Annotated in this window: 16 protein-coding genes and 2 tRNA genes; 16 read left to right on the top strand and 2 right to left on the bottom strand. The window is 66.7% G+C overall.

What is annotated here, in order from left to right:
* Positions 1 to 2: 2 nt before the first annotated feature.
* A complete protein-coding gene (locus OZ671_RS21045; RefSeq protein ID WP_268862540.1) occupies positions 3 to 1,235 on the bottom strand; it encodes an MFS transporter in 1,233 nt (410 codons plus the stop codon).
* 335 nt (positions 1,236 to 1,570) lie between these two features.
* On the opposite strand from OZ671_RS21045, the gene OZ671_RS21040 reads away from it, so the two are divergent.
* The 5 genes from OZ671_RS21040 (at position 1,571) to OZ671_RS21020 (ending at position 6,778) form a co-directional block, all read left to right on the top strand.
* Positions 1,571 to 3,181 (top strand): ABC transporter substrate-binding protein, encoded by a 1,611-nt coding sequence (locus OZ671_RS21040; RefSeq protein WP_268862539.1) that lies wholly within the window; start codon positions 1,571 to 1,573, stop codon positions 3,179 to 3,181.
* Positions 3,182 to 3,217: 36 nt separating this feature from the next.
* Complete coding sequence (locus tag OZ671_RS21035) at positions 3,218 to 4,204, top strand: ABC transporter permease (protein ID WP_268862538.1); 987 nt, start codon at positions 3,218 to 3,220, stop codon at positions 4,202 to 4,204.
* The gene (locus OZ671_RS21030; RefSeq protein WP_268862537.1) at positions 4,201 to 5,040 is read left to right on the top strand and encodes an ABC transporter permease; all 840 of its coding nucleotides are present in this window, start codon (positions 4,201 to 4,203) and stop codon (positions 5,038 to 5,040) included. The genes OZ671_RS21035 and OZ671_RS21030 overlap by 4 nt, the downstream gene beginning before the upstream one ends.
* Positions 5,037 to 6,668 carry an ABC transporter ATP-binding protein gene (locus tag OZ671_RS21025; protein WP_268862536.1) on the top strand — a complete coding sequence of 544 codons (1,632 nt, stop codon included), beginning with the start codon at positions 5,037 to 5,039 and terminating at the stop codon, positions 6,666 to 6,668. Before OZ671_RS21030 ends, OZ671_RS21025 begins: the two co-directional genes overlap by 4 nt.
* Before the next feature lie 36 nt (positions 6,669 to 6,704).
* A tRNA-Gly gene (locus tag OZ671_RS21020) sits at positions 6,705 to 6,778 on the top strand.
* A gap of 167 nt (positions 6,779 to 6,945) precedes the next feature.
* Here OZ671_RS21020 and OZ671_RS21015 read toward each other — a convergent pair.
* A complete protein-coding gene (locus tag OZ671_RS21015; protein ID WP_268862535.1) occupies positions 6,946 to 7,932 on the bottom strand; it encodes a LysR family transcriptional regulator in 987 nt (328 codons plus the stop codon).
* A gap of 180 nt (positions 7,933 to 8,112) precedes the next feature.
* Here OZ671_RS21015 and OZ671_RS21010 point away from each other — a divergent pair, with 180 nt between their 5' ends.
* From OZ671_RS21010 to rpoB, 11 genes are all read left to right on the top strand, one after another.
* On the top strand, positions 8,113 to 9,390 hold the full coding sequence (locus OZ671_RS21010) for an MFS transporter (RefSeq protein ID WP_268862534.1): 1,278 nt from the start codon (positions 8,113 to 8,115) through the stop codon (positions 9,388 to 9,390).
* Positions 9,391 to 9,485: 95 nt separating this feature from the next.
* Positions 9,486 to 10,655, top strand: a complete 1,170-nt coding sequence (gene pobA, locus OZ671_RS21005; protein WP_268862533.1) for a 4-hydroxybenzoate 3-monooxygenase — start codon at positions 9,486 to 9,488, stop codon at positions 10,653 to 10,655.
* Positions 10,656 to 11,442: 787 nt separating this feature from the next.
* Complete coding sequence (gene tuf, locus OZ671_RS21000) at positions 11,443 to 12,633, top strand: elongation factor Tu (protein ID WP_038312176.1); 1,191 nt, start codon at positions 11,443 to 11,445, stop codon at positions 12,631 to 12,633.
* Between the two features lie 72 nt (positions 12,634 to 12,705).
* Positions 12,706 to 12,781: transfer RNA gene (locus OZ671_RS20995), tRNA-Trp, on the top strand.
* Between the two features lie 357 nt (positions 12,782 to 13,138).
* Positions 13,139 to 13,336: a preprotein translocase subunit SecE gene (gene secE, locus OZ671_RS20990; protein WP_268862532.1), complete on the top strand. Its 198-nt coding sequence runs from the start codon at positions 13,139 to 13,141 to the stop codon at positions 13,334 to 13,336.
* 12 nt (positions 13,337 to 13,348) lie between these two features.
* The gene (nusG, locus tag OZ671_RS20985) at positions 13,349 to 13,879 is read left to right on the top strand and encodes a transcription termination/antitermination protein NusG (protein ID WP_038312185.1); all 531 of its coding nucleotides are present in this window, start codon (positions 13,349 to 13,351) and stop codon (positions 13,877 to 13,879) included.
* A gap of 164 nt (positions 13,880 to 14,043) precedes the next feature.
* Positions 14,044 to 14,472, top strand: a complete 429-nt coding sequence (gene rplK, locus OZ671_RS20980; RefSeq protein ID WP_038312187.1) for a 50S ribosomal protein L11 — start codon at positions 14,044 to 14,046, stop codon at positions 14,470 to 14,472.
* A 4-nt stretch (positions 14,473 to 14,476) separates the two neighbouring features.
* Positions 14,477 to 15,169 carry a 50S ribosomal protein L1 gene (gene rplA / locus OZ671_RS20975; protein ID WP_038312190.1) on the top strand — a complete coding sequence of 231 codons (693 nt, stop codon included), beginning with the start codon at positions 14,477 to 14,479 and terminating at the stop codon, positions 15,167 to 15,169.
* A 628-nt stretch (positions 15,170 to 15,797) separates the two neighbouring features.
* Complete coding sequence (gene rplJ, locus OZ671_RS20970; RefSeq protein WP_038312290.1) at positions 15,798 to 16,316, top strand: 50S ribosomal protein L10; 519 nt, start codon at positions 15,798 to 15,800, stop codon at positions 16,314 to 16,316.
* Positions 16,317 to 16,367: 51 nt separating this feature from the next.
* Entirely contained in the window at positions 16,368 to 16,748 is a 381-nt protein-coding gene (gene rplL, locus OZ671_RS20965) for a 50S ribosomal protein L7/L12 (RefSeq protein ID WP_038312193.1), read from the top strand.
* A gap of 284 nt (positions 16,749 to 17,032) precedes the next feature.
* Positions 17,033 to 21,169, top strand: coding sequence for a DNA-directed RNA polymerase subunit beta (gene rpoB, locus OZ671_RS20960; RefSeq protein ID WP_038312196.1), 4,137 nt, complete (start codon positions 17,033 to 17,035; stop codon positions 21,167 to 21,169).
* The last annotated feature ends 102 nt before the right edge of the window (positions 21,170 to 21,271 follow it).

The following is a 21,271-nucleotide window of genomic DNA, read 5'->3' as shown; positions in this document are numbered from 1 at the left end:
CTTCAGGGCGGTCCGGCGGCCAGCACGGCCCGCCGGACATGGCGCTCGAGCAGGATCATCACGAGGAGCGCGCCAAGGGCTGCGCCGAAGGCGATGAGAAGCGCGGTCGAAGGTCCCGCCTGGCGGATCATCGCCGCGAAGATGACGGGCGAGATCGCGAAGACGATGTTCTGCGGCAGCGCCAGCCAGCCGGTCATGGTCGCATAGATCTGCCAGCCGAAAATGCCGAGCGGGGCGACGTTGCGCACGATCGACATGGCTCCGGCGGCAAGGCCATAGCCGACGACGAAGCCGATGGCGACCGCGGGCGTGGCGCTGCCGATGACGGGCAGCGCCACGGCGACCGGCATGATCGCGGCCGAGATGACGCCGATGGTGAGAATGCCGTAGCGCTTGCCGAGGGTCATCTCGGCAAACCGCGCCGAGATCTGCGCGGGGCCCATCAGGGCGCCGGCGGCGACAGCGAAGGCGGCGGAATGGCCATAGCCCTCGAGGATGCCGATGACATGCAGCGGCAAGCCCCATGAGACGAAGCCGGTCAGCGAAAAGCCGACGGCCATCAGGATGAACGCCTTGCGCCGGTCGGCCGGGTTGAGCGGCTGGACCGGCTGGCCGGCATCGGCGCCGGCGGCCATATCACGGCCATGCCCGTTCGGCATGCCGAGCCCGAAGGCATGGAGCGGCAGGCAGACGAAGAGCTGTGCGGCGGCGAAGACGAGGCAGGTCTCGCGCCAGCCGATGGCGGTATTGAGCCAGGCCGTGAGCGGCCAGAACAGGGTGGAGGAGAGGCCGCCCATGAGCATGAGCAGGCCGATCGACTGGCGGGCGCGCTGCCGGTCGATCTGGGCGAGGGCGGCGGTGGCGGCCTGGGTGAGGGCGAGCGGCGTGCCGAGGCCGATGAAGACCCAGCCGGCGAGGTAGCTCGCCAGCCCGTTCGCCCTGGACAGCACGATGAGCGCGAGGCCCATGAGGGCGGAACCGGCGACCATCGGCCAATGCGCGCCATGGCGGTCGATCATCCGGCCGAGACGCGGGCCGACCGCCGCGGCGACGACCAGCATGACCGAAACACCGGCAAAGACGCTTTCTCGGCCAAGGCCGAGCTCGGCTGTGAGCGGGCCGGCCAGGGTGGACGGCAGGTGATAGGTCGTGCCCCAGCCGATCACCTGCGTGACGGCGAGAAGCGCGGCGACCCGGACGGTGGCGGGATGAGTCGGCGGGGGCAGGTCGGGCATGTCGCGCTAATGAGGCCGATCAGACATTCGATTCACGCGTTGGGGGCTCCGGATCGGAAGTCGCCTGCGAGCCCGCCTCGACAGCACCGCCCGGGACCGTCCGATCCCGGCATCCGCCCGGGAGCCTCCCGAAGCGTCGACGAATGCCTGAATCGGATCGCCAGCATCGCTTGAGCCGGCAAAGGGCCACAACCCATCAAAAAGGCGCGGCTGCCCGGCGCTTCGGCAGACTGCGCGCTTTTGTGGCTTGGCAGCCTTGCCGCCGCCCGCCCATACTCGGTCCAAAGCGGCCGCGAAGTGCTGCGCGTCAGATCGGGAAGCAGAAGGGAATTTTCATGGCATTGGATCGATCCGCCGGGCGGCCGAGCCGTCGTGCACTGATGAAGCTCGCCGTCGCGGGCGGACTGGCGACGGCGATGCCGCCGGCCTTCCTCTGCCCCGAGGCGCTCGCGCAGGGGCGCAAGGTGCTGAACACGATGATCACGCCCGAGCCGCCGATCGTCGTGCCGGGCATCAACAATCAGGGACCGACGCTGATCGTCGGAGGCAAGCTGTTCGAAGGGCTGCTGTCCTACACGCCGCAGCTCGAACCACGACCGGGCCTCGCCAAGTCATGGGAGGTCGGCAGCGACAGTCTGACCTATACGTTCACCCTGCAGGCCGGCGTCACCTGGCACGACGGCAAGCCGTTCACCACCGACGACGTCATCTTCAACATCACCAAGCTGCACCCGGAGATCAATCCGCGTCTGCGCTCGACGCTGGCCAATATCGAGAGCGTCACCGCCAAGGATGCGTCGACCGTCGTCATCAAGCTGAAGACGCCGTTCGAGCCCTTCCTCATCAATTTCGACGCCATGACCCTGCCGATGCTGCCGAAGCATCTCTATGACGGCACGGACTATCGCAACAATCCGGCGAACCAGAATCCGGTCGGTACCGGGCCGTTCCGGTTCGGCGAGTGGCAGCGCGGCAATTTCATCCGTTTCGTCAAGTTCGACAAGTATTGGCAGCAGGGCAAGCCGCAGCTCGACGAGATCGTCTACCGGATCATTCCCGACGCCAACCTGCGCGGTGTCGCGCTGCAGTCCGGCCAGGTGCAGATGGCCGCCTTCAACGACATCGAGGCCTTCGACGTGCCGCGGTTCCGGGGCCTGCCCAATCTGGAAGTGGCGACGGCAGGCTGGGAGCTGTTCGGGCCGCTGTCCTGGATCGAGCTGAACAACCGGGTCAAGCCGCTCGACAACCCGAAGGTCCGGCGCGCGCTGTCCATGGCCATCGACCGCAACTTCATCCTGAACCGGCTGTGGTTCGGCGTCGGCAAGGTGGCGACGAGCCCGATCTCATCGACAACGAAATATTACGACCGGTCGTCGCGGCTGCCGGCCTTCAACATCGCCGAGGCCAACAAGCTGCTCGACGAGGCCGGCCTGCCGCGCAAGGCCGACGGCACGCGCTTCGAAATGCGCTTCATGTCGCTGCCTTATGGCGAGATCTGGAACCGGCTCGGCGAATATATCCGCCAGGCCTTCAGCCAGGTCGGCGTGAAACTCACCGCCGAAGCGGTCGATGCCGCCACCTGGGCGCGCCGGCTTGGCGACTGGGACTACGACATCACCGTCAATTTCGTCTACCAGTGGGGCGATCCGACGATCGGCGTCGAGCGCACCTACATTTCCTCGAACATCCAGAAGATCGCCTTCACCAACACCGAAGGCTATTCCAACCCCAAGGTGGACGAAGCCTTCCTGAAGGCGCGTCGTGCGGCCAAGGCCGAGGAGCGCCAGGCGGCGTTTGCCGAGGTGCAGAAGCTGCTGATCGAGGACATGCCGGTGATCTGGCTGCTCGAGCTCGCCTTCCCGACCATCACCGACAAGCGGCTGAAGAACGTCATCACCACGGCGACCGGCATCCATGCCGGCTTCGCCGATGTGACGCTCGGGTGACCGGCGTGGCGGCAGCGGGCATCGCGGGCGCCTGACATGGACGCCTCCCATTTCCTCATGTTCCTCGCCCAGCGCCTGATCAAGGCGCTGGGCGTGGTGGTCGGCGTGGTCATCCTCGCCTTCTTCCTGGTGCGGCTCGCCCCCGGCGATCCGGCCCTCGTCATCGCCGGCCAGTCGGGCGCGGCGGACGCGCAGTTCCTGGCGCAGCTGCGCCAGCAGTTCGGCCTCGACCGCTCGCTCGGCGAGCAGCTCTTCATCTATCTCAAGGGCATAGCATCGCTCGATTTCGGCTATTCACACCGGGTCCAGCGCACCGTCGGCAGCCTGATCGCCGAGCGCCTGCCGGCGACCATCCTGCTGACCGGCACCGCCTTCGCCTTCGCGGTCACGGTCGGCGTGACGCTCGGCGTGCTCGCGGCGCGGCGGGTCGGCACCTGGGCCGACAGCCTGATCACGGTCATCGCGCTGACCTGCTATGCGACGCCGCTGTTCTGGGTCGGCCTGCTGTTCATCCTGGTCTTCTCGATCTGGCTGAACTGGCTGCCGGCGATCGGCATGTATTCGATCGGCGAGGACCTGACGGGCCTTGCCTTCGCGCTCGACGTCGCGCGCTACCTGATCCTGCCCGCGCTGACGCTCGGCCTGTTCTTCATGGCGCTCTATGCCCGTCTGACGCGCGCCTCGATGCTGGAGGTGGCGACCCAGGATTTCGTCCGCACCGCGCGGGCCAAGGGCCTGAAGGAAGGCCCGATCGTGCGCCGGCACATCCTGAGGAACGCGCTCTTGCCGGTGATCGGCTTCGCCGGCGTGCAGGCCGGCACCATCGTCGGCGGCTCGGTGCTGGTCGAAACGGTGTTCGCCTGGCCCGGCGTCGGCCGGCTCGCCTTCGAGGCGCTGCTGGCGCGCGACTACAATCTCCTGCTCGGCGTCTTCATCGTGACCTCGGCCATGGCGGTGGTGATCAACCTGATCACCGACATCGTCTATGCGCTGGTCGACCCCCGCATCGAGGTGGGCGCATGAGTGCCTTCTGGAAACGCTTCTCGCGCAATATCGGCGCCGTGGTCGGGGTGGCGATCATGGCCGTGGTGCTGGCGCTCGCCGTGTTCGGGCCCTGGATCGCGCCCGGCAATCCCTGGGACATGGCCGGCGCGCCGGTCACGCCGCCGCTGGAGGAGGGTCATGTCCTCGGCACCGACATGCTCGGCCGCGACGTCTGGGCGACCATCGTCCACGGCGCGCGGGTATCGCTGATCATCGGCGCGGTGTCGACCGCGGCGGCGCTGCTCATCGGGGTCACGCTCGGCGCGATCGCCGGCTATGCCGGCGGCTTCGTCGACGATCTCATCATGCGCTTCACCGAATTCTTCCAGGCGATCCCGAGCTTCGTCCTGGCACTGCTGATCGTCGCGATCTTCCAGCCCTCGGTCGCGTCCATCGTGCTGGCGGTGGCGATCGTGTCCTGGCCGCCGGTGGCACGCGTCGTGCGCGGCGAGTTCCTGTCGCTGCGCTCGCGCGAATTCGTCCAGGCCGCGGTGGTGCTGGGGCAGGGCACCGGCACCATCGTGTTCCGGCAGATCCTGCCGAACGCGCTGTCGCCCATCGTCGTGCTCGCCTCCTTCATGGTGGCGACCGCGATTCTGCTCGAGGCGGCGCTGTCGTTTCTCGGGCTCGGCGATCCCAATGTCATGAGCTGGGGCTTCATGATCGGCGCCGGGCGCTCGACCATCCAGCTCGCCTGGTGGACCAGCGTCTTCCCGGGCATTGCGCTGTTTCTCACGGTGCTCGCCCTCAACCTGATCGGGGAGGGCCTTTCGGACGCGCTCAACCCGCGCCTGCATGACCGGGGTGGCGAATGACCCAGCCGATCATCTCGGTCCGCGACCTGACGGTGGCTCTGCCGCCGGGCGGCGACCGCCCGGAGGCGATCAGTGCGGTCTCCTTCGATCTCGCCGCCGGCGAGGTCCTGTGCATCGTCGGCGAATCCGGCTCGGGCAAGTCGATCGCCGCCTCGACGATCATGGGGCTCCTGCCGAAACGCCTGCCGGTGACCTCCGGCTCGGTCACCTTCGAGGGCCAGGACATTCTCGGCCTCAGCGCGGAGGCCAAGCGCTCGCTGCGAGGCCGGCGCGTCGCCATGATCTTCCAGGAGCCGATGACCGCGCTCAACCCGATCATGCCGATCGGACGCCAGATCGCCGAGGTGATGGAAGCCCATGACGTCGGCAATCCCGCCACGCGGCGAGCGCGGGCGCTGGAGCTGCTGGCCAATGTCGGCATTCCGGACCCCGCCCGGACCATCGACACCTATCCGTTCCGCCTGTCCGGCGGCCAGCGCCAGCGCGTGATGATCGCCATGGCCCTGGCGCTCGAGCCGGCCGTGCTGATCGCCGACGAACCGACCACCGCGCTCGACGTCACGACCCAGGCGCAGATCCTCCGGCTGATCCGCGACCTGCAGGCGACCAAGGGCACCGGCGTCCTGTTCATCACCCACGATTTCGGCGTGGTGGCCGATATTGCCGACCGCGTCGCGGTCATGAGCAAGGGCCGGATCGTCGAGATCGGCAGCCGCGACGAGGTGCTGAACCAGCCGCGCCATCCCTATACGCAGCGCCTCATCGCCGCCGTCCCACATTTCTCGGCCCATGCGCGCCAGGCCGTGGCGGCGCCGCCGCTGCTCGACATCAAGGACGTCTCCAAGGTGTTCCACCGCGGCGGCTTCCTCGTCCGGCGCAGCGAGGTGAAGGCGGTGAACGATGCTTCGCTCGTCGTCGCGCGGGGCGAGACGGTCGGCCTCGTCGGCGAATCGGGCTCGGGCAAGTCGACGCTCGCGCGCTGCGTCGTGCGCCTCTACGACCCCTCGGCCGGCTCCATCCTGTTCGACGGCACCGACATCGCCCAGCTCGGCAAGGCGGCGATCAAGCCGCTGCGCAAGAAGATCCAGATGGTGTTCCAGGACCCCTTCGCGTCGCTCAACCCGCGCCGGAGGGTCGGCGACATCATTGCCGAGGGGCCGATCACCCACGGCGTGGCGCGGGCGACCGCGCTCGGCCGCGCGCGCGAGCTGCTTGGCCTCGTCGGGCTTGACGCCGGCGCCATCGACCGTTTTCCCCACGAATTTTCCGGCGGTCAGCGCCAGCGCATCGGCCTTGCCCGGGCGCTGGCGCTGGAGCCGGACCTGCTCGTGGCGGACGAACCGGTCTCGGCGCTCGACGTATCCGTGCAGGCCCAGGTGCTCGATCTGATCTCCGACCTGAAGGCGCGGCTCGGCCTCACCATGCTGTTCATCACCCACGACCTGCGTGTCGCCGCGCAGATCTGCGACAGGATCGCGGTGATGAAGCGCGGCGAGATCGTCGAGCTCGGCCCGACCGCGGAGGTCTTCGCAAATCCCCGCCACGCCTATACGCGCGAGCTGCTGGCGGCGATCCCCGGCCAGGCCTGGGAGGCGACGCGCCAGGCCGGCGTGAAGCCTGCCTCTTGATCCGGCGCGCGGAATGTGGTCACTCCCGGAGCCGGCGCGGGTATAGCTCAATGGTAGAGCAGCAGCCTTCCAAGCTGAATATGCGGGTTCGATTCCCGCTACCCGCTCCATTTTCTGTCCGGCGCACCTCCAGCATCGTGGCATTGCAGGCGCGGTTCGTCGTGCGCTTCAGGCCTTAGCCATGTCTCCGGGGGCCGGTGCGCCAAGCTGTGGAGCAGGTCGCGTGCTCCGAGGCGCCTTGCCGCGGAAGCCGCCGTTCCGGCGGGCCGGAAACGCCCTAGTCTCCCGCCGTTTCATCGGCCGGATCGGTGAGCGCAGGTGGCCAGGCGTCGGGCACCGCGCTTTCGCCTTTGGCGAGGGCCAGCAGCCTATCGCGGAAAAAGCGCGCCAGCGGAGCCGGCGCCACCTTGGCGGGCCAGATGATACCGATCGGGTCAGGCTGAGGCAGCATGATCAGGGGGGTGAGGCCGACCCATCCACGCGCCGCCCACTGGCGCGCCATGTCGCGTGCGGCGAGCGCCACGAGAGGCATCGCTTCCATCAGCCTCAGTTGCGTCTGGATCGAATTGGTCTCGATCGACCTGACCGGTTGTGACAGCGATTGCTGGGTCATGAACGCGTCGAAATGTCGACGGATCGGCGTTTCCTTCAGGGGCAGGCACCAGGAATAGGCGAGCAGGTCTGCCCATTGCAGATCCGGCTGCGACAGGATGGGGTGACCGGGGGAGGCGACGACCCGATAGTGTTCGGATAGCGCGACAGGGCCCCCGACGAGGTCGGGCGCCAGGAGCGCGGGCACCATCCGCCCCATCACCAGATCGAGGCTGCCGGCGCGCAGATCCAGCAACAGTCCCGGCAGCAGCCCGTCGCGGAGCTGAATGACGGTTTCGGGATATCGCTCCTTCAACTGGGCAATCGCCTTGACCAGCAGGTCCTGCGCGGAGATCGCCTGCAATCCGATTCGCAGAAGACCCTGGCCGCCACTGGCCAACAAGCCGATATCTTCGCTCAGCATGTCCATTTCGGCGGCGATGCGCCGGCCGGCGCGAACGAAACGCAGGCCCGCTTCCGTCGGCACGATCGCCCGGCCGCTGCGCTCGAACAGCTGCGTGCCGAGCGCGGCCTCCGCTTCGGCAATGGTCTTGGATACCGCGGCCTGAGACACGAACAGGCGCTGCGCCGCGACCGTCACGCTGCCGCAACCGGCCACCGTCAGCACCGTCCGCAGGTGCCGCAGCTTGATGCGGTCCGTCGTCGATCCCATCGCGACCCGCCCCTCTGCCCTTAGTCTCTTAACCTAGAGGTTATGCAACAAAGCCATAAATTCATTTCCGCTTGCCTGCAACCGGCTCTAGGGGAACGCAAAGATAATGAATCAAAGCCAAGAACAGGGAGGCTACGCATGCAGCAATCTGCCACTCGACCGTTTGAGGCTGGTCTGGCCATGCCGGGCAAAGCCGACGCCCAGGTGCCGCGCCGGGCCGTTTTCGCGGCTGTTCTGGGCAATTGGCTCGAATTTTTCGACTTTACCGTCTATGCCCTGTTCGCGGTGATGATCGGCAAGCAATTCTTCCCGGTCGAGAGCGCCTCGGGTCAGCTGCTGCTCTCCCTGGCGACGTTCGGCGTTGGCTTCCTGATGCGACCGCTTGGCGGAATAGTTATAGGTTCCTATGCCGACCGGGTCGGCCGCAAGGCCGCGCTGACGCTGACCATGATGCTGATGGCCATCGGCACCGGGATCATCGGCTTCACGCCGTCATACGAACAGATCGGGCTCGCCGCGCCGTTGCTGGTCGTCTTCGCCCGTCTGCTCCAGGGCTTTTCCGCCGGCGGAGAACTCGGCGCGGCAACGACCTATCTCGTCGAAATTGCCCCGCAAGGCCGGCGCGGCCTGTTCGGCAGCTGGCAATATGCCAGCCAGGGGCTCGCGACCCTGGCCGCCAGCCTCATGGGCTTTGCGCTGACTCAGTCGCTGACGCCCGACGACATGAACAGCTGGGGGTGGCGCATCCCGTTCATCTTCGGCCTGCTGATCGGCCCGGTCGGCTTCTACATCCGCCGGCACATGCACGAGACCGCCGCTGCGACCGAGCGTCACGAAAGCTCCGGCGCCGTGCTGCAGACGCTCTTCACCAGGCATTTGGGCCTCATCCTGATCGGCATTCTCACCATCATGGGCGGCACGATCAGCAGCTACATCATCGGCAAATACATGACGACCTATGCACTGCACACGCTGCGCATGCCGGCCAGCGTCGCCATGCTCGCCAGCGTCGTCAGCGGTCTCGTCATCGTTTTCGGCTCGCTGCTGGGGGGCTGGCTGTCCGACCGTTACGGCCGTCGGGCGCTGATGATCCTGCCGCGCGTGCTGTTCGTGCTGGCCGTCTACCCGGCCTTCCTGCTGATCACGACCGCGCAGAGCACCGGCACTCTGCTCGCGATGATCGCGCTCCTGGCGCTGTTCCAGGCCATGAGCGGGGCGGTCGGCATCATCGCTCTGCCGGAATGCTTCCCGCGCGCGGTCCGCACGTCCGGCCTGTCGATCACCTATGCGCTGGGCGTCACCATTTTCGGCGGCACCGCTCAGCTCTTCGTCACCTGGCTGCTCGACGCGACCGGCAATCCGATGGCGCTCGCCTGGTATCTGGTGGCGACCAACCTCGTCACGATCTGGGCCCTGTTCAAGCTGCGCCCGCCGGAGGCGGCGGATCGCCTGGGCTGAACCGCTGCCTCGGGGGGAGAGGCTCCGACGTGATGTCCGGAGACAGTGGCCGGCGGGGCCATCCCCGCCGGCCCCACGCTGCAGGAAGGTCAACCATGCGAACCCAGGTCGTCATCATCGGTGCGGGCCCGTCGGGGCTGCTGCTCGGTCAGTTGCTCGCCAATAGCGGCATCGACGCCGTCATTCTGGAACGGGCGGAGCGCGACTATGTGCTCGGTCGCGTGCGCGCCGGCGTGCTGGAGCAGGGGACGGTCGATCTGCTCGACGAGGCCGGCGTCGGCGCGCGAATGCACGCCGAGGGCCTGCCGCACGACGGCATTTCGCTGGCTTACGGCCATGAGCTGCACCGCATCGGTCTGCACGATCTGACCGGCAGGCGTGTCATGATCTACGGCCAGACCGAGGTGACGCACGACCTGATGAGCGAGCGCGAGGCGAGCGGGGCGACGACCATCTATTCGGCTGGCCAGGTCCAGCCACACGGTTTCGACGGGGCATCGCCCTACGTCACCTATGAGAAGGACGGGACCACGCACCGTATCGATTGCGATTTCATCGCCGGCTGCGACGGCTTCCACGGCATCAGCCGGAAATCGGTGCCGCCGGACGCGCTGCGCACCTACGAGCGAGCCTATCCGTTCGGTTGGCTGGGCATTCTCGCCGAGGTGCCGCCGGCCGATCACGAACTGATCTACGCCAACCATCCGCGCGGCTTCGCGCTCTGCTCCATGCGATCGGAGTGTCGCAGCCGGTACTATGTCCAGTGCCCGCTCGACGACAAGGTCGAGGCCTGGAGCGACGAGCGCTTCTGGGACGAACTGCGTCGACGGTTGCCCGCGGAGGCGGCCGATCGCGTCATCGCCGGGCCGTCCTTCGAAAAGACGATCGCCCCGCTGCGCTCCTTCGTCGCCGAGCCGATGCAGTTCGGGCGCCTCTCGCTGGTCGGCGACGCGGCCCACATCGTGCCGCCCACCGGCGCCAAGGGCCTCAACCTCGCCGCCAGCGACGTGCGCTATCTCTTCGAAGGCTTGCGGGAGCATTATCGCGACCGATCACCGGCAGCCCTTCAGGCCTATTCTTCAAGAGCCCTGGCTCGGGTCTGGAAGGCGGTGCGCTTTTCCTGGTGGATGACCACGATGCTGCATCGCTTCCCCGATACGGGCGCCTTCGGCCAGCGTATCCAGGAGGCCGAACTCGATTACGTCGTGCATTCGCGCGCCGCATCGACCGCGCTCGCCGAGAACTATGTCGGCTTGCCCTATTGACCCGCTGTGGCGCGTCGCTGCGGCCGCAGAGAATGTGGGGGGCCTGTGGCGGCCGCCGGCGATCTGTTCGAGGGGCATTCCGGCGAACGGCGACCGAAGAGCGGCCGTCCTTCGGAGGCGATCCAAGACGATCGCGCTTTGCCGTGCTGGCCCGGCGCTGTCTTCCGTGGCTGCCGGACTTTTGTCGCGGGGCAACGGGCAGCGCGCCAATATGGCACCGCTTGGGGATTGTTGTCGCGTGAGGCGCCGGGCCGCTGCCGGCGCCATTTGTCAGCCGGATGAGGCGGGCCGGGGCCAACGTTCTGGCGACATTCCTCATTGCCGCCACCACGATTCTGGTTGTCGAGGCAGCCAGCCCCAACGGCGGCTGGACGGCCGTCGGCGCGATCGTCTGGATCGCGGGGGGCAGTCCGTCTCGTGGTCCATGCGCGCGGCCGAGAGCCCCGCGTGACGGCGCACGCTCTTCGCGGTCAGCGTCGTCGGCATCGGCGTCGCGCTGTGGCCGGCTCCGGCCCAGGCGGGCCGTCTGGAACAGGGCGGAGCCCTGATCGAGGGCTGTCGCGGCAGCTCTTACAGGCCTTGGAAATGCAGGGCTAATTCGATCAGGGCCGATCGTGCGAGGCCGCCGAGCGGCACGGCCTCGCGCCCAATCGCCGGTTTTTCGCAGGGAAGGTGGCCCGTTGCCGGCTGAGGCTCTTGCGGAACGCCTGAAATCCCACTATCCCCACGCCCCGAGATGTGGTCGTTCCGGCCGCAGGTTCCAATTCGATCCGTCGAGAGGCGTCCCATGGCCAAGGAAAAGTTCGCACGCAACAAGCCGCACTGCAACATCGGCACGATCGGTCACGTCGACCACGGCAAGACGTCGCTGACGGCGGCGATCACGAAGGTCCTGGCGGAGAGCGGTGGCGCGACGTTCACGGCCTATGACCAGATCGACAAGGCGCCGGAAGAGAAGGCGCGCGGCATCACGATCTCGACGGCGCATGTCGAATACGAGACGACGAACCGTCACTACGCGCATGTCGACTGCCCCGGTCACGCGGACTACGTGAAGAACATGATCACGGGCGCGGCGCAGATGGACGGGGCGATCCTGGTCGTGTCGGCGGCCGACGGCCCGATGCCGCAGACGCGCGAGCACATCCTGCTGGCGCGCCAGGTCGGCGTTCCCGCGCTGGTGGTGTTCCTGAACAAGGTCGACATGGTGGACGACGCCGAGCTGCTCGAACTGGTCGAGCTCGAGGTGCGCGAGCTCTTGTCGAAGTACGACTTCCCGGGCGACGACATTCCGATCACGAAGGGCTCGGCGCTGTGCGCGCTGGAGGACCGCGAGCCGGCGATCGGCCGCGACGCGGTGCTCAAGCTGATGCAGACGGTTGACGAGTACATCCCGCAGCCGGAGCGTCCGGTGGACCAGCCGTTCCTGATGCCGATCGAAGACGTGTTCTCGATCTCGGGCCGCGGCACGGTGGTGACCGGCCGCGTCGAGCGCGGCATCGTGAAGGTGGGCGAGGAAGTCGAGATCGTCGGCATCAAGGACACCGCCAAGACGACGGTGACGGGCGTCGAAATGTTCCGCAAGCTGCTCGACCAGGGCCAGGCGGGCGACAATATCGGCGCGCTGCTGCGCGGCACGAAGCGCGAGGACGTGGAGCGCGGGCAGATCCTGTGCAAGCCGGGCTCGGTGAAGCCGCACACCAAGTTCAAGGCCGAGGCCTACATCCTGACGAAGGAGGAGGGTGGCCGTCACACGCCGTTCTTCACCAACTATCGTCCGCAGTTCTACTTCCGCACCACCGACGTGACCGGCATCGTGCACCTGCCCGAGGGCACCGAAATGGTCATGCCGGGCGACAACATCGCCATGACGGTCAACCTGATCGTGCCGATCGCCATGGAAGAGAAGCTGCGCTTCGCCATCCGTGAAGGCGGCCGCACCGTCGGTGCCGGCGTCGTCGCTTCCATCATCGAGTAATCCACAAGTCGGTCATTGATCGCGCCGCCGCGGGGGACTATACCCTGCGGCGAAGCGGCCAAGCCGCCCTGAAGGGGTATAGCTCAGCTGGTAGAGCGGCGGTCTCCAAAACCGCAGGTCGCGGGTTCGAACCCTGCTGCCCCTGCCAAATTCGAAAGCCCTGGCGATCCGTTCGCCGGGGCTTTTTCTTGGACCCCGTGCCGCCCGGGGGAGGGCGGCCAGCCGCCGAATCGCCCAGGGCCGGGACGGCAGGCCACGGACCGGACTTTATCGCGCCGTCCGTCAGTGGCGCGCCGGCGACGCCTCATTGCGGGACCGCGCTCTCGGGACCGGGCCGCAAGGCCCTTTTCCTTGACGGCTTCGGCGGTTTCCGCTAGCAGAGCGCACTCCCTGCCGGCCCGGTGACGGACATCCGGCGGGACGCGCTTCCTTCTTGAGAGGCCGATGCGCCGGTCCTGGTCCGAAACGGAACGGGGCGGCGATCGGCCTTGTTCGGATTCAGTTCATGGCCAAGACCAACCCTTTCGAGTTCATGCAGCAGGTTCGCCAGGAGGCCAACAAGGTCACCTGGCCGACCCGCAAGGAAGTCGGAATCACCACGCTGATGGTCTTCATCTTCATGGTCGTGTCGGCAGTCTTCTTCTTTGCCGCTGATTCCATCATTCGCTGGGGCGTCCAGACGCTCCTTTCACTCGGAAGCTGACCGGGGGACCCCATGGCGAAGCAGTGGTACGTCGTTCACGCCTATTCCAACTTCGAGAACAAGGTGGCCGAGGCGATCCGCGAGGGCGCGGCGCAGCGCGGCCTGTCCGACCTGTTCGAAGACATCCTCGTGCCCAAGGAACGGGTGGTCGAGGTGCGCCGCGGCCGCAAGGTCGACACCGAGCGCAAGTTTTTCCCCGGCTATGTCCTGGTCAAGATGGACATGACCGATCAGGCCTATCACCTGATCAAGAACACGCCGAAGGTCACCGGCTTCCTCGGCGCCGACAAGAAGCCCATGCCGATCCCGGAAGCCGAGGCGATGCGCATCGCCCAGCAGGTCCAGGAGGGCGTCGACCGTCCGAAGGCGACCGTCTCCTTCGAGGTCGGCGAGAAGGTCAAGGTCAATGACGGCCCGTTCGCCTCGTTCGAAGGCTTCGTCGAGGAAGTCGACGACGCCCGCGCGCGGCTCAAGGTCGCGGTGTCCATTTTCGGCCGGCCGACGCCGGTCGAGCTCGAATTCGGTCAGGTCGACAAGCTCTGACCGCAAGAGCCGGCCGGCGGGGCGCGATCGCCCCGATGGCCGGAACCGGGGCGGCTCGCCGCTCCGTTCACCCGTGGGAGGCGAGGGGCGGCGGTTCGCCAGCGCCCTGGACCCGACCACGAAACCCAACCGACGACCCCTAGAGGGTCCGTCAGGAGGTCATCATGGCGAAGAAAATCGTCGGCTTCATTAAGCTGCAAGTGCCGGCGGGCGCTGCCAATCCGTCCCCGCCGATCGGCCCCGCGCTCGGTCAGCGCGGCCTGAACATCATGGAATTCTGCAAGGCCTTCAACGCGAAGACCCAGCAGATGGAAAAGGGCATGCCGATCCCGGTGATCATCACCGCCTATCAGGATCGCTCCTTCACCTTCGAGATGAAGCAGCCCCCGGTCACCTACTTCATCAAGAAGGCGGCCAAGATCGACAAGGGCCACGCGACCACCGGCCGCGGCTTCGCCGGCAAGATCACCCGCGCCCAGATCGCCGAGATCGCCAAGGCGAAGATGGTCGACATGAACTGCGACACGGTCGAATCGGCCTCGTCGATGATCGAAGGCTCGGCCCGTTCGATGGGCCTCGAGGTCGTGGGGTGAGATCATGAGCGGCAAGCGTTACCGGAAGGCCCTCGAGGGCATCGACACCAACAAGACCTACGCCATCGACGACGCCGTGAAGCTCATCAAGGAGCGCGCCACGGCCAAGTTCGACGAGACGGTCGAGATCGCCATGAATCTCGGCGTCGATCCGCGCCACGCCGACCAGATGGTCCGTGGCGTCTGCAACCTGCCGAACGGCTCCGGCCGGACGCTGCGGGTTGCCGTCTTCGCCCGCGGCCCCAAGGCCGAAGAGGCGCTGAAGGCGGGGGCCGACGTGGTCGGCGCCGAGGATCTCGTGGAGACCGTGCAGTCGGGCAAGATCGACTTCGACCGCTGCATCGCGACCCCGGACATGATGGGCCTCGTCGGCCGTCTTGGTAAGGTGCTCGGCCCGCGCGGCATGATGCCGAACCCGAAGGTCGGCACCGTCACCATGGACGTCACCGGTGCGGTGAAGGCTTCCAAGGGCGGCGCCGTCGAGTTCCGCGTCGAGAAGGCCGGCATCATCCACTCGGCCGTCGGCAAGGTCTCGTTCGACCAGGCGAAGCTCGTGGAGAACATCAAGGCTTTCGCCGATGCCGTCGTGAAGGCCAAGCCGACCGGCGCGAAGGGCACCTATGTCCAGCGCATCGCCATCTCCTCGACCATGGGGCCGGGCGTGAAGGTCGATGCCGGCAGCGTCCTGAACGGGTGATCGGGCCCGAAGGCTGTTGAAAAAGGATGACGCGCTCCCTATCTCACGGGGTGCGTCATCCGGCCGCTCCAGGAGCAGTCGCGCGATTGTCAATGAAAAAATTGTACTCGCCACTTGGCAAGTGGAACAGCCTTTGCTAGATGAGCCGACCTGGGGTGTGGGAGACCGCGCCCCGATTCCGTTTGGGCCATGGGCCGCTGCGCTGTCGTCGCGGTGGCCATCAGCGAGGATCTGACGGCGGAGTGTTCCGGGACCTCGATCAGAGTCCGATACGAATTTAACCAGCTTCCGTTCGGGACAACCCGGGCGGCAAGGCCGACCGAATTTGTCTCCGCGCCCTCGGGCCGGGGAGGAGACGGCCGGAATGTCCTGTCCGAGACTGCAGGCGGGGGTTCGCCCTCTTAATCGCCAAGCCTGCACAGACGGGTGAAGACCGTTTCAGCGGCGAATGCCGCAGGATCGGTTCGAACTCATTGCACCTCGGCCGGCGGGTGGAAACATCCGGCGGTGTCCTGAGGGGACAGGGCCGAACGTCGATGGCTGTGATCCGGCATCCCCGGAAAGCCGCCCTCGGCAGGTGCAACCCGGGATGGCCGATGAGGTCATCCCGATCCAGAGAGAGCACAAAGTGGATCGCGCGGAAAAGAAAGAGCTCGTCGGCTCGCTCAAGGAGGTCTTCCAGACCTCGAGCGTCGTCGTCGTCGCTCACTATTCCGGCCTGACCGTCGCGCAGATGCAGGACCTCCGTCGCAAGATGAAGGCCCAGGGCGCGTCGGTGAAGGTCACCAAAAACCGCCTCGCGAAGATCGCTCTCGAAGGCACGGACGTCGCGTCCATCGGGGGTCTTCTGACGGGACCCACGATCCTGGCCGTCAGCCAGGACCCGGTCGCGGCGCCGAAGGTCGCCGTCGAATTCGCCAAGGCCAACGACAAGTTCGTGGTCCTCGGCGGTGCGATGGGCAAGACCGCACTGAACCCCGACGGAGTGAAGGCTCTCGCCACGCTCCCGTCGCTCGACGAACTGCGCGCCAAGCTCGTGGGCCTCATCCAGGCTCCGGCTACCAAGATCGCTCAGCTCTCGACCGCGCCTGCTGCCAAGCTCGCGCGCGTGTTCGGTGCCTATGCCGACCGAGACAAAGCTGCGTGAGGCTCCTCTCACACTCGAAACGTTCGAACCGATCTATAAGGAAGATTTGAAATGGCCGATCTCGCCAAAATCGTCGAAGAACTCTCCTCGCTCACCGTCCTCGAGGCCGCTGAGCTCGCCAAGCTGCTCGAAGAGAAGTGGGGCGTCTCGGCCGCCGCTGCCGTTGCCGTCGCCGCGGCTCCGGGCGCCGGCGGTGGCGCTGCCGCCGCTGCCGAGGAGCAGACCGAGTTCACCGTCGTGCTCGCCGCCGCCGGCGACAAGAAGATCGAGGTGATCAAGGAAGTCCGCGCCATCACCGGCCTTGGCCTGAAGGAAGCCAAGGACCTGGTCGAGGGCGCTCCGAAGCCGGTCAAGGAAGGCGTTGCCAAGGACGAGGCCGAGAAGCTGAAGAAGCAGCTCGAGGCCGCCGGCGCCAAGGTCGAGCTGAAGTGATTGACGCCTGCGGGCGGCCGCTTGCGGCCGCCCGCGGATCCTCTCCGTCGCGGGCGACTGCGGCGGGGATGTGCCGCGCCGCGGCACGCATTCGATGAGCGGGCGTTCCGTCCGCGTGGTGCAACAAGTGTCGAACGCTTGACCGGACGGTCCAGGGTCGTGTCATCCGACCCGTCGTGGACCGTCCGGTCAGGCGTCTGCGGAGAGGCGGTTCGCTGACGACCGCCGCCTCCGCTGGGACCAGGGCCGCCGCCGACGCCGAGCGGCCCAAGCGAGGGAGCGACATGGCTCAGACCTTCACCGGCCGCAAGCGGTTCCGCAAGTTCTTCGGTAAGATCAGGGAAGTCGCGACGATGCCGAACCTCATCGAGGTTCAGAAGTCGTCATACGACCAGTTCCTGATGGTGGAGGAGCCGCAGGGCGGCCGCCTCGACGAAGGCTTGCAGGCGGTCTTCAAATCGGTGTTTCCGATCACCGATTTCTCCGGCAGCGCCATGCTGGAGTTCGTGAAATATGAGTTCGAACCGCCGAAATACGACGTCGACGAGTGCCGCCAGCGGGGCATGACCTTTGCCGCGCCGCTGAAGGTGACGCTGCGCCTGATCGTGTTCGATGTCGATGCCGATACCGGCGCCAAGTCGGTCAAGGACATCAAGGAGCAGGACGTCTACATGGGCGACATCCCGCTCATGACGTCGAACGGCACCTTCATCGTCAACGGCACCGAGCGCGTCATCGTCTCGCAGATGCACCGCTCGCCGGGCGTGTTCTTCGATCACGACAAGGGCAAGACCCACTCCTCGGGCAAGCTCCTGTTCGCCGCCCGCATCATCCCCTATCGCGGTTCCTGGCTCGACATCGAGTTCGACGCCAAGGACATCGTCTACGCCCGTATCGACCGGCGCCGGAAGATCCCGGTGACGTCGCTGCTCTATGCCCTCGGCATGGACAGCGAGGACATCCTCTCCACCTTCTACAACCGCATCGTCGTCTCCAAGGACAAGAAGGACGGCTGGCGCATGCCCTACGACCCGACGCGCATGCGCGGGTTCAAGGCGACCGCCGACCTGATCGACGCCGATTCCGGCGAGGTCGTGCTGGAGGCCGGCAAGAAGCTGGCGGTGCGCGAGGCCAAGAAGCTCGCCGAGAAGGGCCTGAAGGCGCTCCGCATGACCGCGGAAGAGCTGGCCGGCCGCTATCTCGCCGAGGACATGGTCAACATGAAGACCGGTGAGATCTACGCCGAGGCCGGCGAGGAGATCACCGAGAAGATGCTGAAGATGCTGGTGGCCGAGGGCTACCACGACATCGCGACGCTCGACATCGATCACGTCACCATCGGCGCCTATATCCGCAACACGCTGGTCGGCGACAAGAACATGACGCGCGAGGACGCGCTGTTCGACATCTACCGCGTGATGCGCCCGGGCGAGCCGCCGACCGTGGACACGGCGGAAGCCATGTTCCATTCGCTGTTCTTCGATTCCGAGCGCTACGACCTCTCCGCGGTCGGCCGCGTGAAGATGAACATGCGTCTCGACCTGACCGCCGAGGACACCGTGCGCATCCTGCGCAAGGACGACATCCTGGCCGTGGTCAAGACCCTGGTCGAGCTGCGCGACGGCAAGGGCGAGATCGACGACATCGACCACCTCGGCAACCGCCGCGTGCGCTCGGTCGGCGAGCTCATGGAGAACCAGTACCGCGTCGGCCTGCTGCGCATGGAGCGCGCGATCAAGGAGCGCATGTCCTCGGTCGAGATCGACACGGTCATGCCGCAGGACCTGATCAACGCCAAGCCGGCGGCGGCCGCGGTCCGCGAGTTCTTCGGCTCCTCGCAGCTCTCGCAGTTCATGGACCAGACCAATCCGCTGTCGGAGATCACCCACAAGCGCCGCCTGTCGGCGCTCGGCCCGGGCGGTCTGTCGCGCGAGCGTGCCGGCTTCGAGGTGCGCGACGTGCACCCGACCCATTACGGCCGCATCTGCCCGATCGAGACGCCGGAAGGCCCGAATATCGGCCTGATCAACTCGCTCGCGACCTTCGCCCGGGTCAACAAGTACGGCTTCATCGAGACGCCGTACCGCAAGGTGCGCGACGGCCGGGTCACCGACGAGGTGGTCTATCTCTCCGCCATGGAGGAGGGCAAATACGCCGTCGCCCAGGCGAACGCGCCGATCGACAAGACCGGCAAGTTCGTCGAGGACCTCGTCATCTCCCGCCAGGCCGGCGAAGTGCTGCTGCTGCCGGTCGACCGCGTCGACTTCATGGACGTGTCGCCGAAGCAGCTCGTCTCGGTCGCCGCGGCGCTGATCCCGTTCCTCGAGAACGACGACGCCAACCGCGCGCTGATGGGCTCCAACATGCAGCGGCAGGCCGTGCCGCTGGTGAAGGCCGATGCGCCCTTCGTCGGCACCGGCATGGAGTCGGTGGTGGCCCGTGACTCGGGCGCCGCCATCGCGGCCCGCCGGACCGGCGTGGTCGACCAGGTGGACGCCACCCGTATCGTCATCCGCGCGACCGAGGATCTCGATCCGACCAAGTCGGGTGTCGACATCTATCGCCTGATGAAGTTCCAGCGTTCCAACCAGAACACCTGCATCAACCAGCGTCCGCTGGTGCGGGTGGGCGACATCGTCAAGAAGGGCGAGATCCTGGCCGACGGCCCGTCGACCGATCTCGGCGATCTGGCGCTCGGCCGCAACGTGCTCGTCGCGTTCATGCCGTGGAACGGCTACAACTTCGAGGACTCGATCCTCCTGTCCGAGCGGATCGTCAAGGAAGACGTCTTCACCTCGATCCACATCGAGGAATTCGAGGTGATGGCCCGCGACACCAAGCTGGGGCCTGAGGAAATCACGCGCGACATTCCGAACGTGTCGGAAGAGGCGCTGAAGAACCTCGACGAAGCCGGCATCGTCTATATCGGCGCGGAAATGCAGCCGGGCGACATCCTGGTCGGCAAGATCACGCCGAAGGGCGAGAGCCCGATGACGCCGGAGGAGAAGCTCCTGCGCGCCATCTTCGGCGAGAAGGCCTCGGACGTGCGCGACACCTCGCTGCGTGTGCCCCCGGGCGTCACCGGCACGGTCGTCGAGGTCCGCGTGTTCAACCGGCATGGCGTCGACAAGGACGAGCGTGCCCAGGCGATCGAGCGCGAGGAGATCGAGCGGCTCGCCAAGGACCGCGACGACGAGCAGGCGATCCTCGACCGCAACGTCTATGGCCGCCTGACCGAGCTCCTGGAGAACAAGACCGCGATTGCCGGTCCGAAGGGCTTCAAGAAGGATACGGTGCTGACCCGCGAGGTGATCACCGAGTATCCGCGCGGCCAGTGGTGGGCGTTCGGCGTCGCCGACGACGCGCTGATGGCCGAGATCGAGGCCATGCGCAAGCAGTACGACGAGTCCAAGCGCCGCCTCGAGCAGCGCTTCCTCGACAAGGTCGAGAAGCTGCAGCGCGGCGACGAGCTGCCGCCCGGCGTGATGAAGATGGTCAAGGTCTTCGTCGCCGTGAAGCGCAAGATCCAGCCGGGCGACAAGATGGCCGGCCGGCACGGCAACAAGGGTGTCGTGTCGCGGATCGTGCCGCTCGAGGACATGCCGTTCCTCGAGGACGGCACGGCGGTCGACATCGTGCTCAACCCGCTCGGCGTGCCGAGCCGCATGAATGTCGGCCAGATCCTCGAGACCCATCTCGGCTGGGCCGCCGCAGGCCTCGGCAAGATGGTCGGTCAGGCCTACGACGCCTATATGAAGAGCAAGGACGTCAAGCCGCTGAAGGAGACCTTCGGCAAGATCTACGGGGACGACCCGCAGGTCTCGGCGCTCGACGAGGCGAATCTCGTGGAGCTCGCGCGCAACACGCGCCGCGGCGTCCACTTCGCCACGCCGGTCTTCGACGGCGCCAAGGAGACCGACATCGAAAGCATGCTGGACACGGCCGGGCTGAACCATTCCGGCCAGGTCAAGCTGTTCGACGGCAAGACCGGCGAGGCTTTCGACCGGCAGGTGACGGTCGGCTACATCTACATGCTGAAGCTGCACCATCTGGTGGACGACAAGATCCACGCCCGTTCCATCGGTCCTTACTCGCTCGTCACGCAGCAGCCGCTGGGCGGCAAGGCGCAGTTCGGCGGCCAGCGCTTCGGCGAAATGGAGGTCTGGGCGCTGGAGGCCTATGGCGCGGCCTATACGCTGCAGGAGATGCTGACGGTGAAGTCGGACGACGTCGCCGGCCGCACCAAGGTCTACGAGGCGATCGTCCGTGGCGACGACACATTCGAGGCCGGCATCCCGGAAAGCTTCAACGTGCTGGTGAAGGAAATGCGGTCGCTCGGCCTCAATGTCGAGCTCACCTCCAGCAAGCCGACGCGCGGCGCCGGCACCGACGAGCCGCCGCGCCGCGAGGCTGCCGAATAGGCGTGAAAGCCCGCGTGCCGCGGGACCGGGGTCCGCCCGGTCCCGAGAGGCCTGTTCACATCGGCCGGGGTCGTCCCCGGCCCGGATTTTCTCCCGGTAGAC

This window comes from Phreatobacter sp. AB_2022a (assembly GCF_026847585.1).
Taxonomy (GTDB): Bacteria; Pseudomonadota; Alphaproteobacteria; order Rhizobiales; family Phreatobacteraceae; genus Phreatobacter.
The sequence above is the reverse complement of the archived record's forward strand: the minus strand, read 5'-3'. Positions and strand labels throughout refer to the sequence as shown.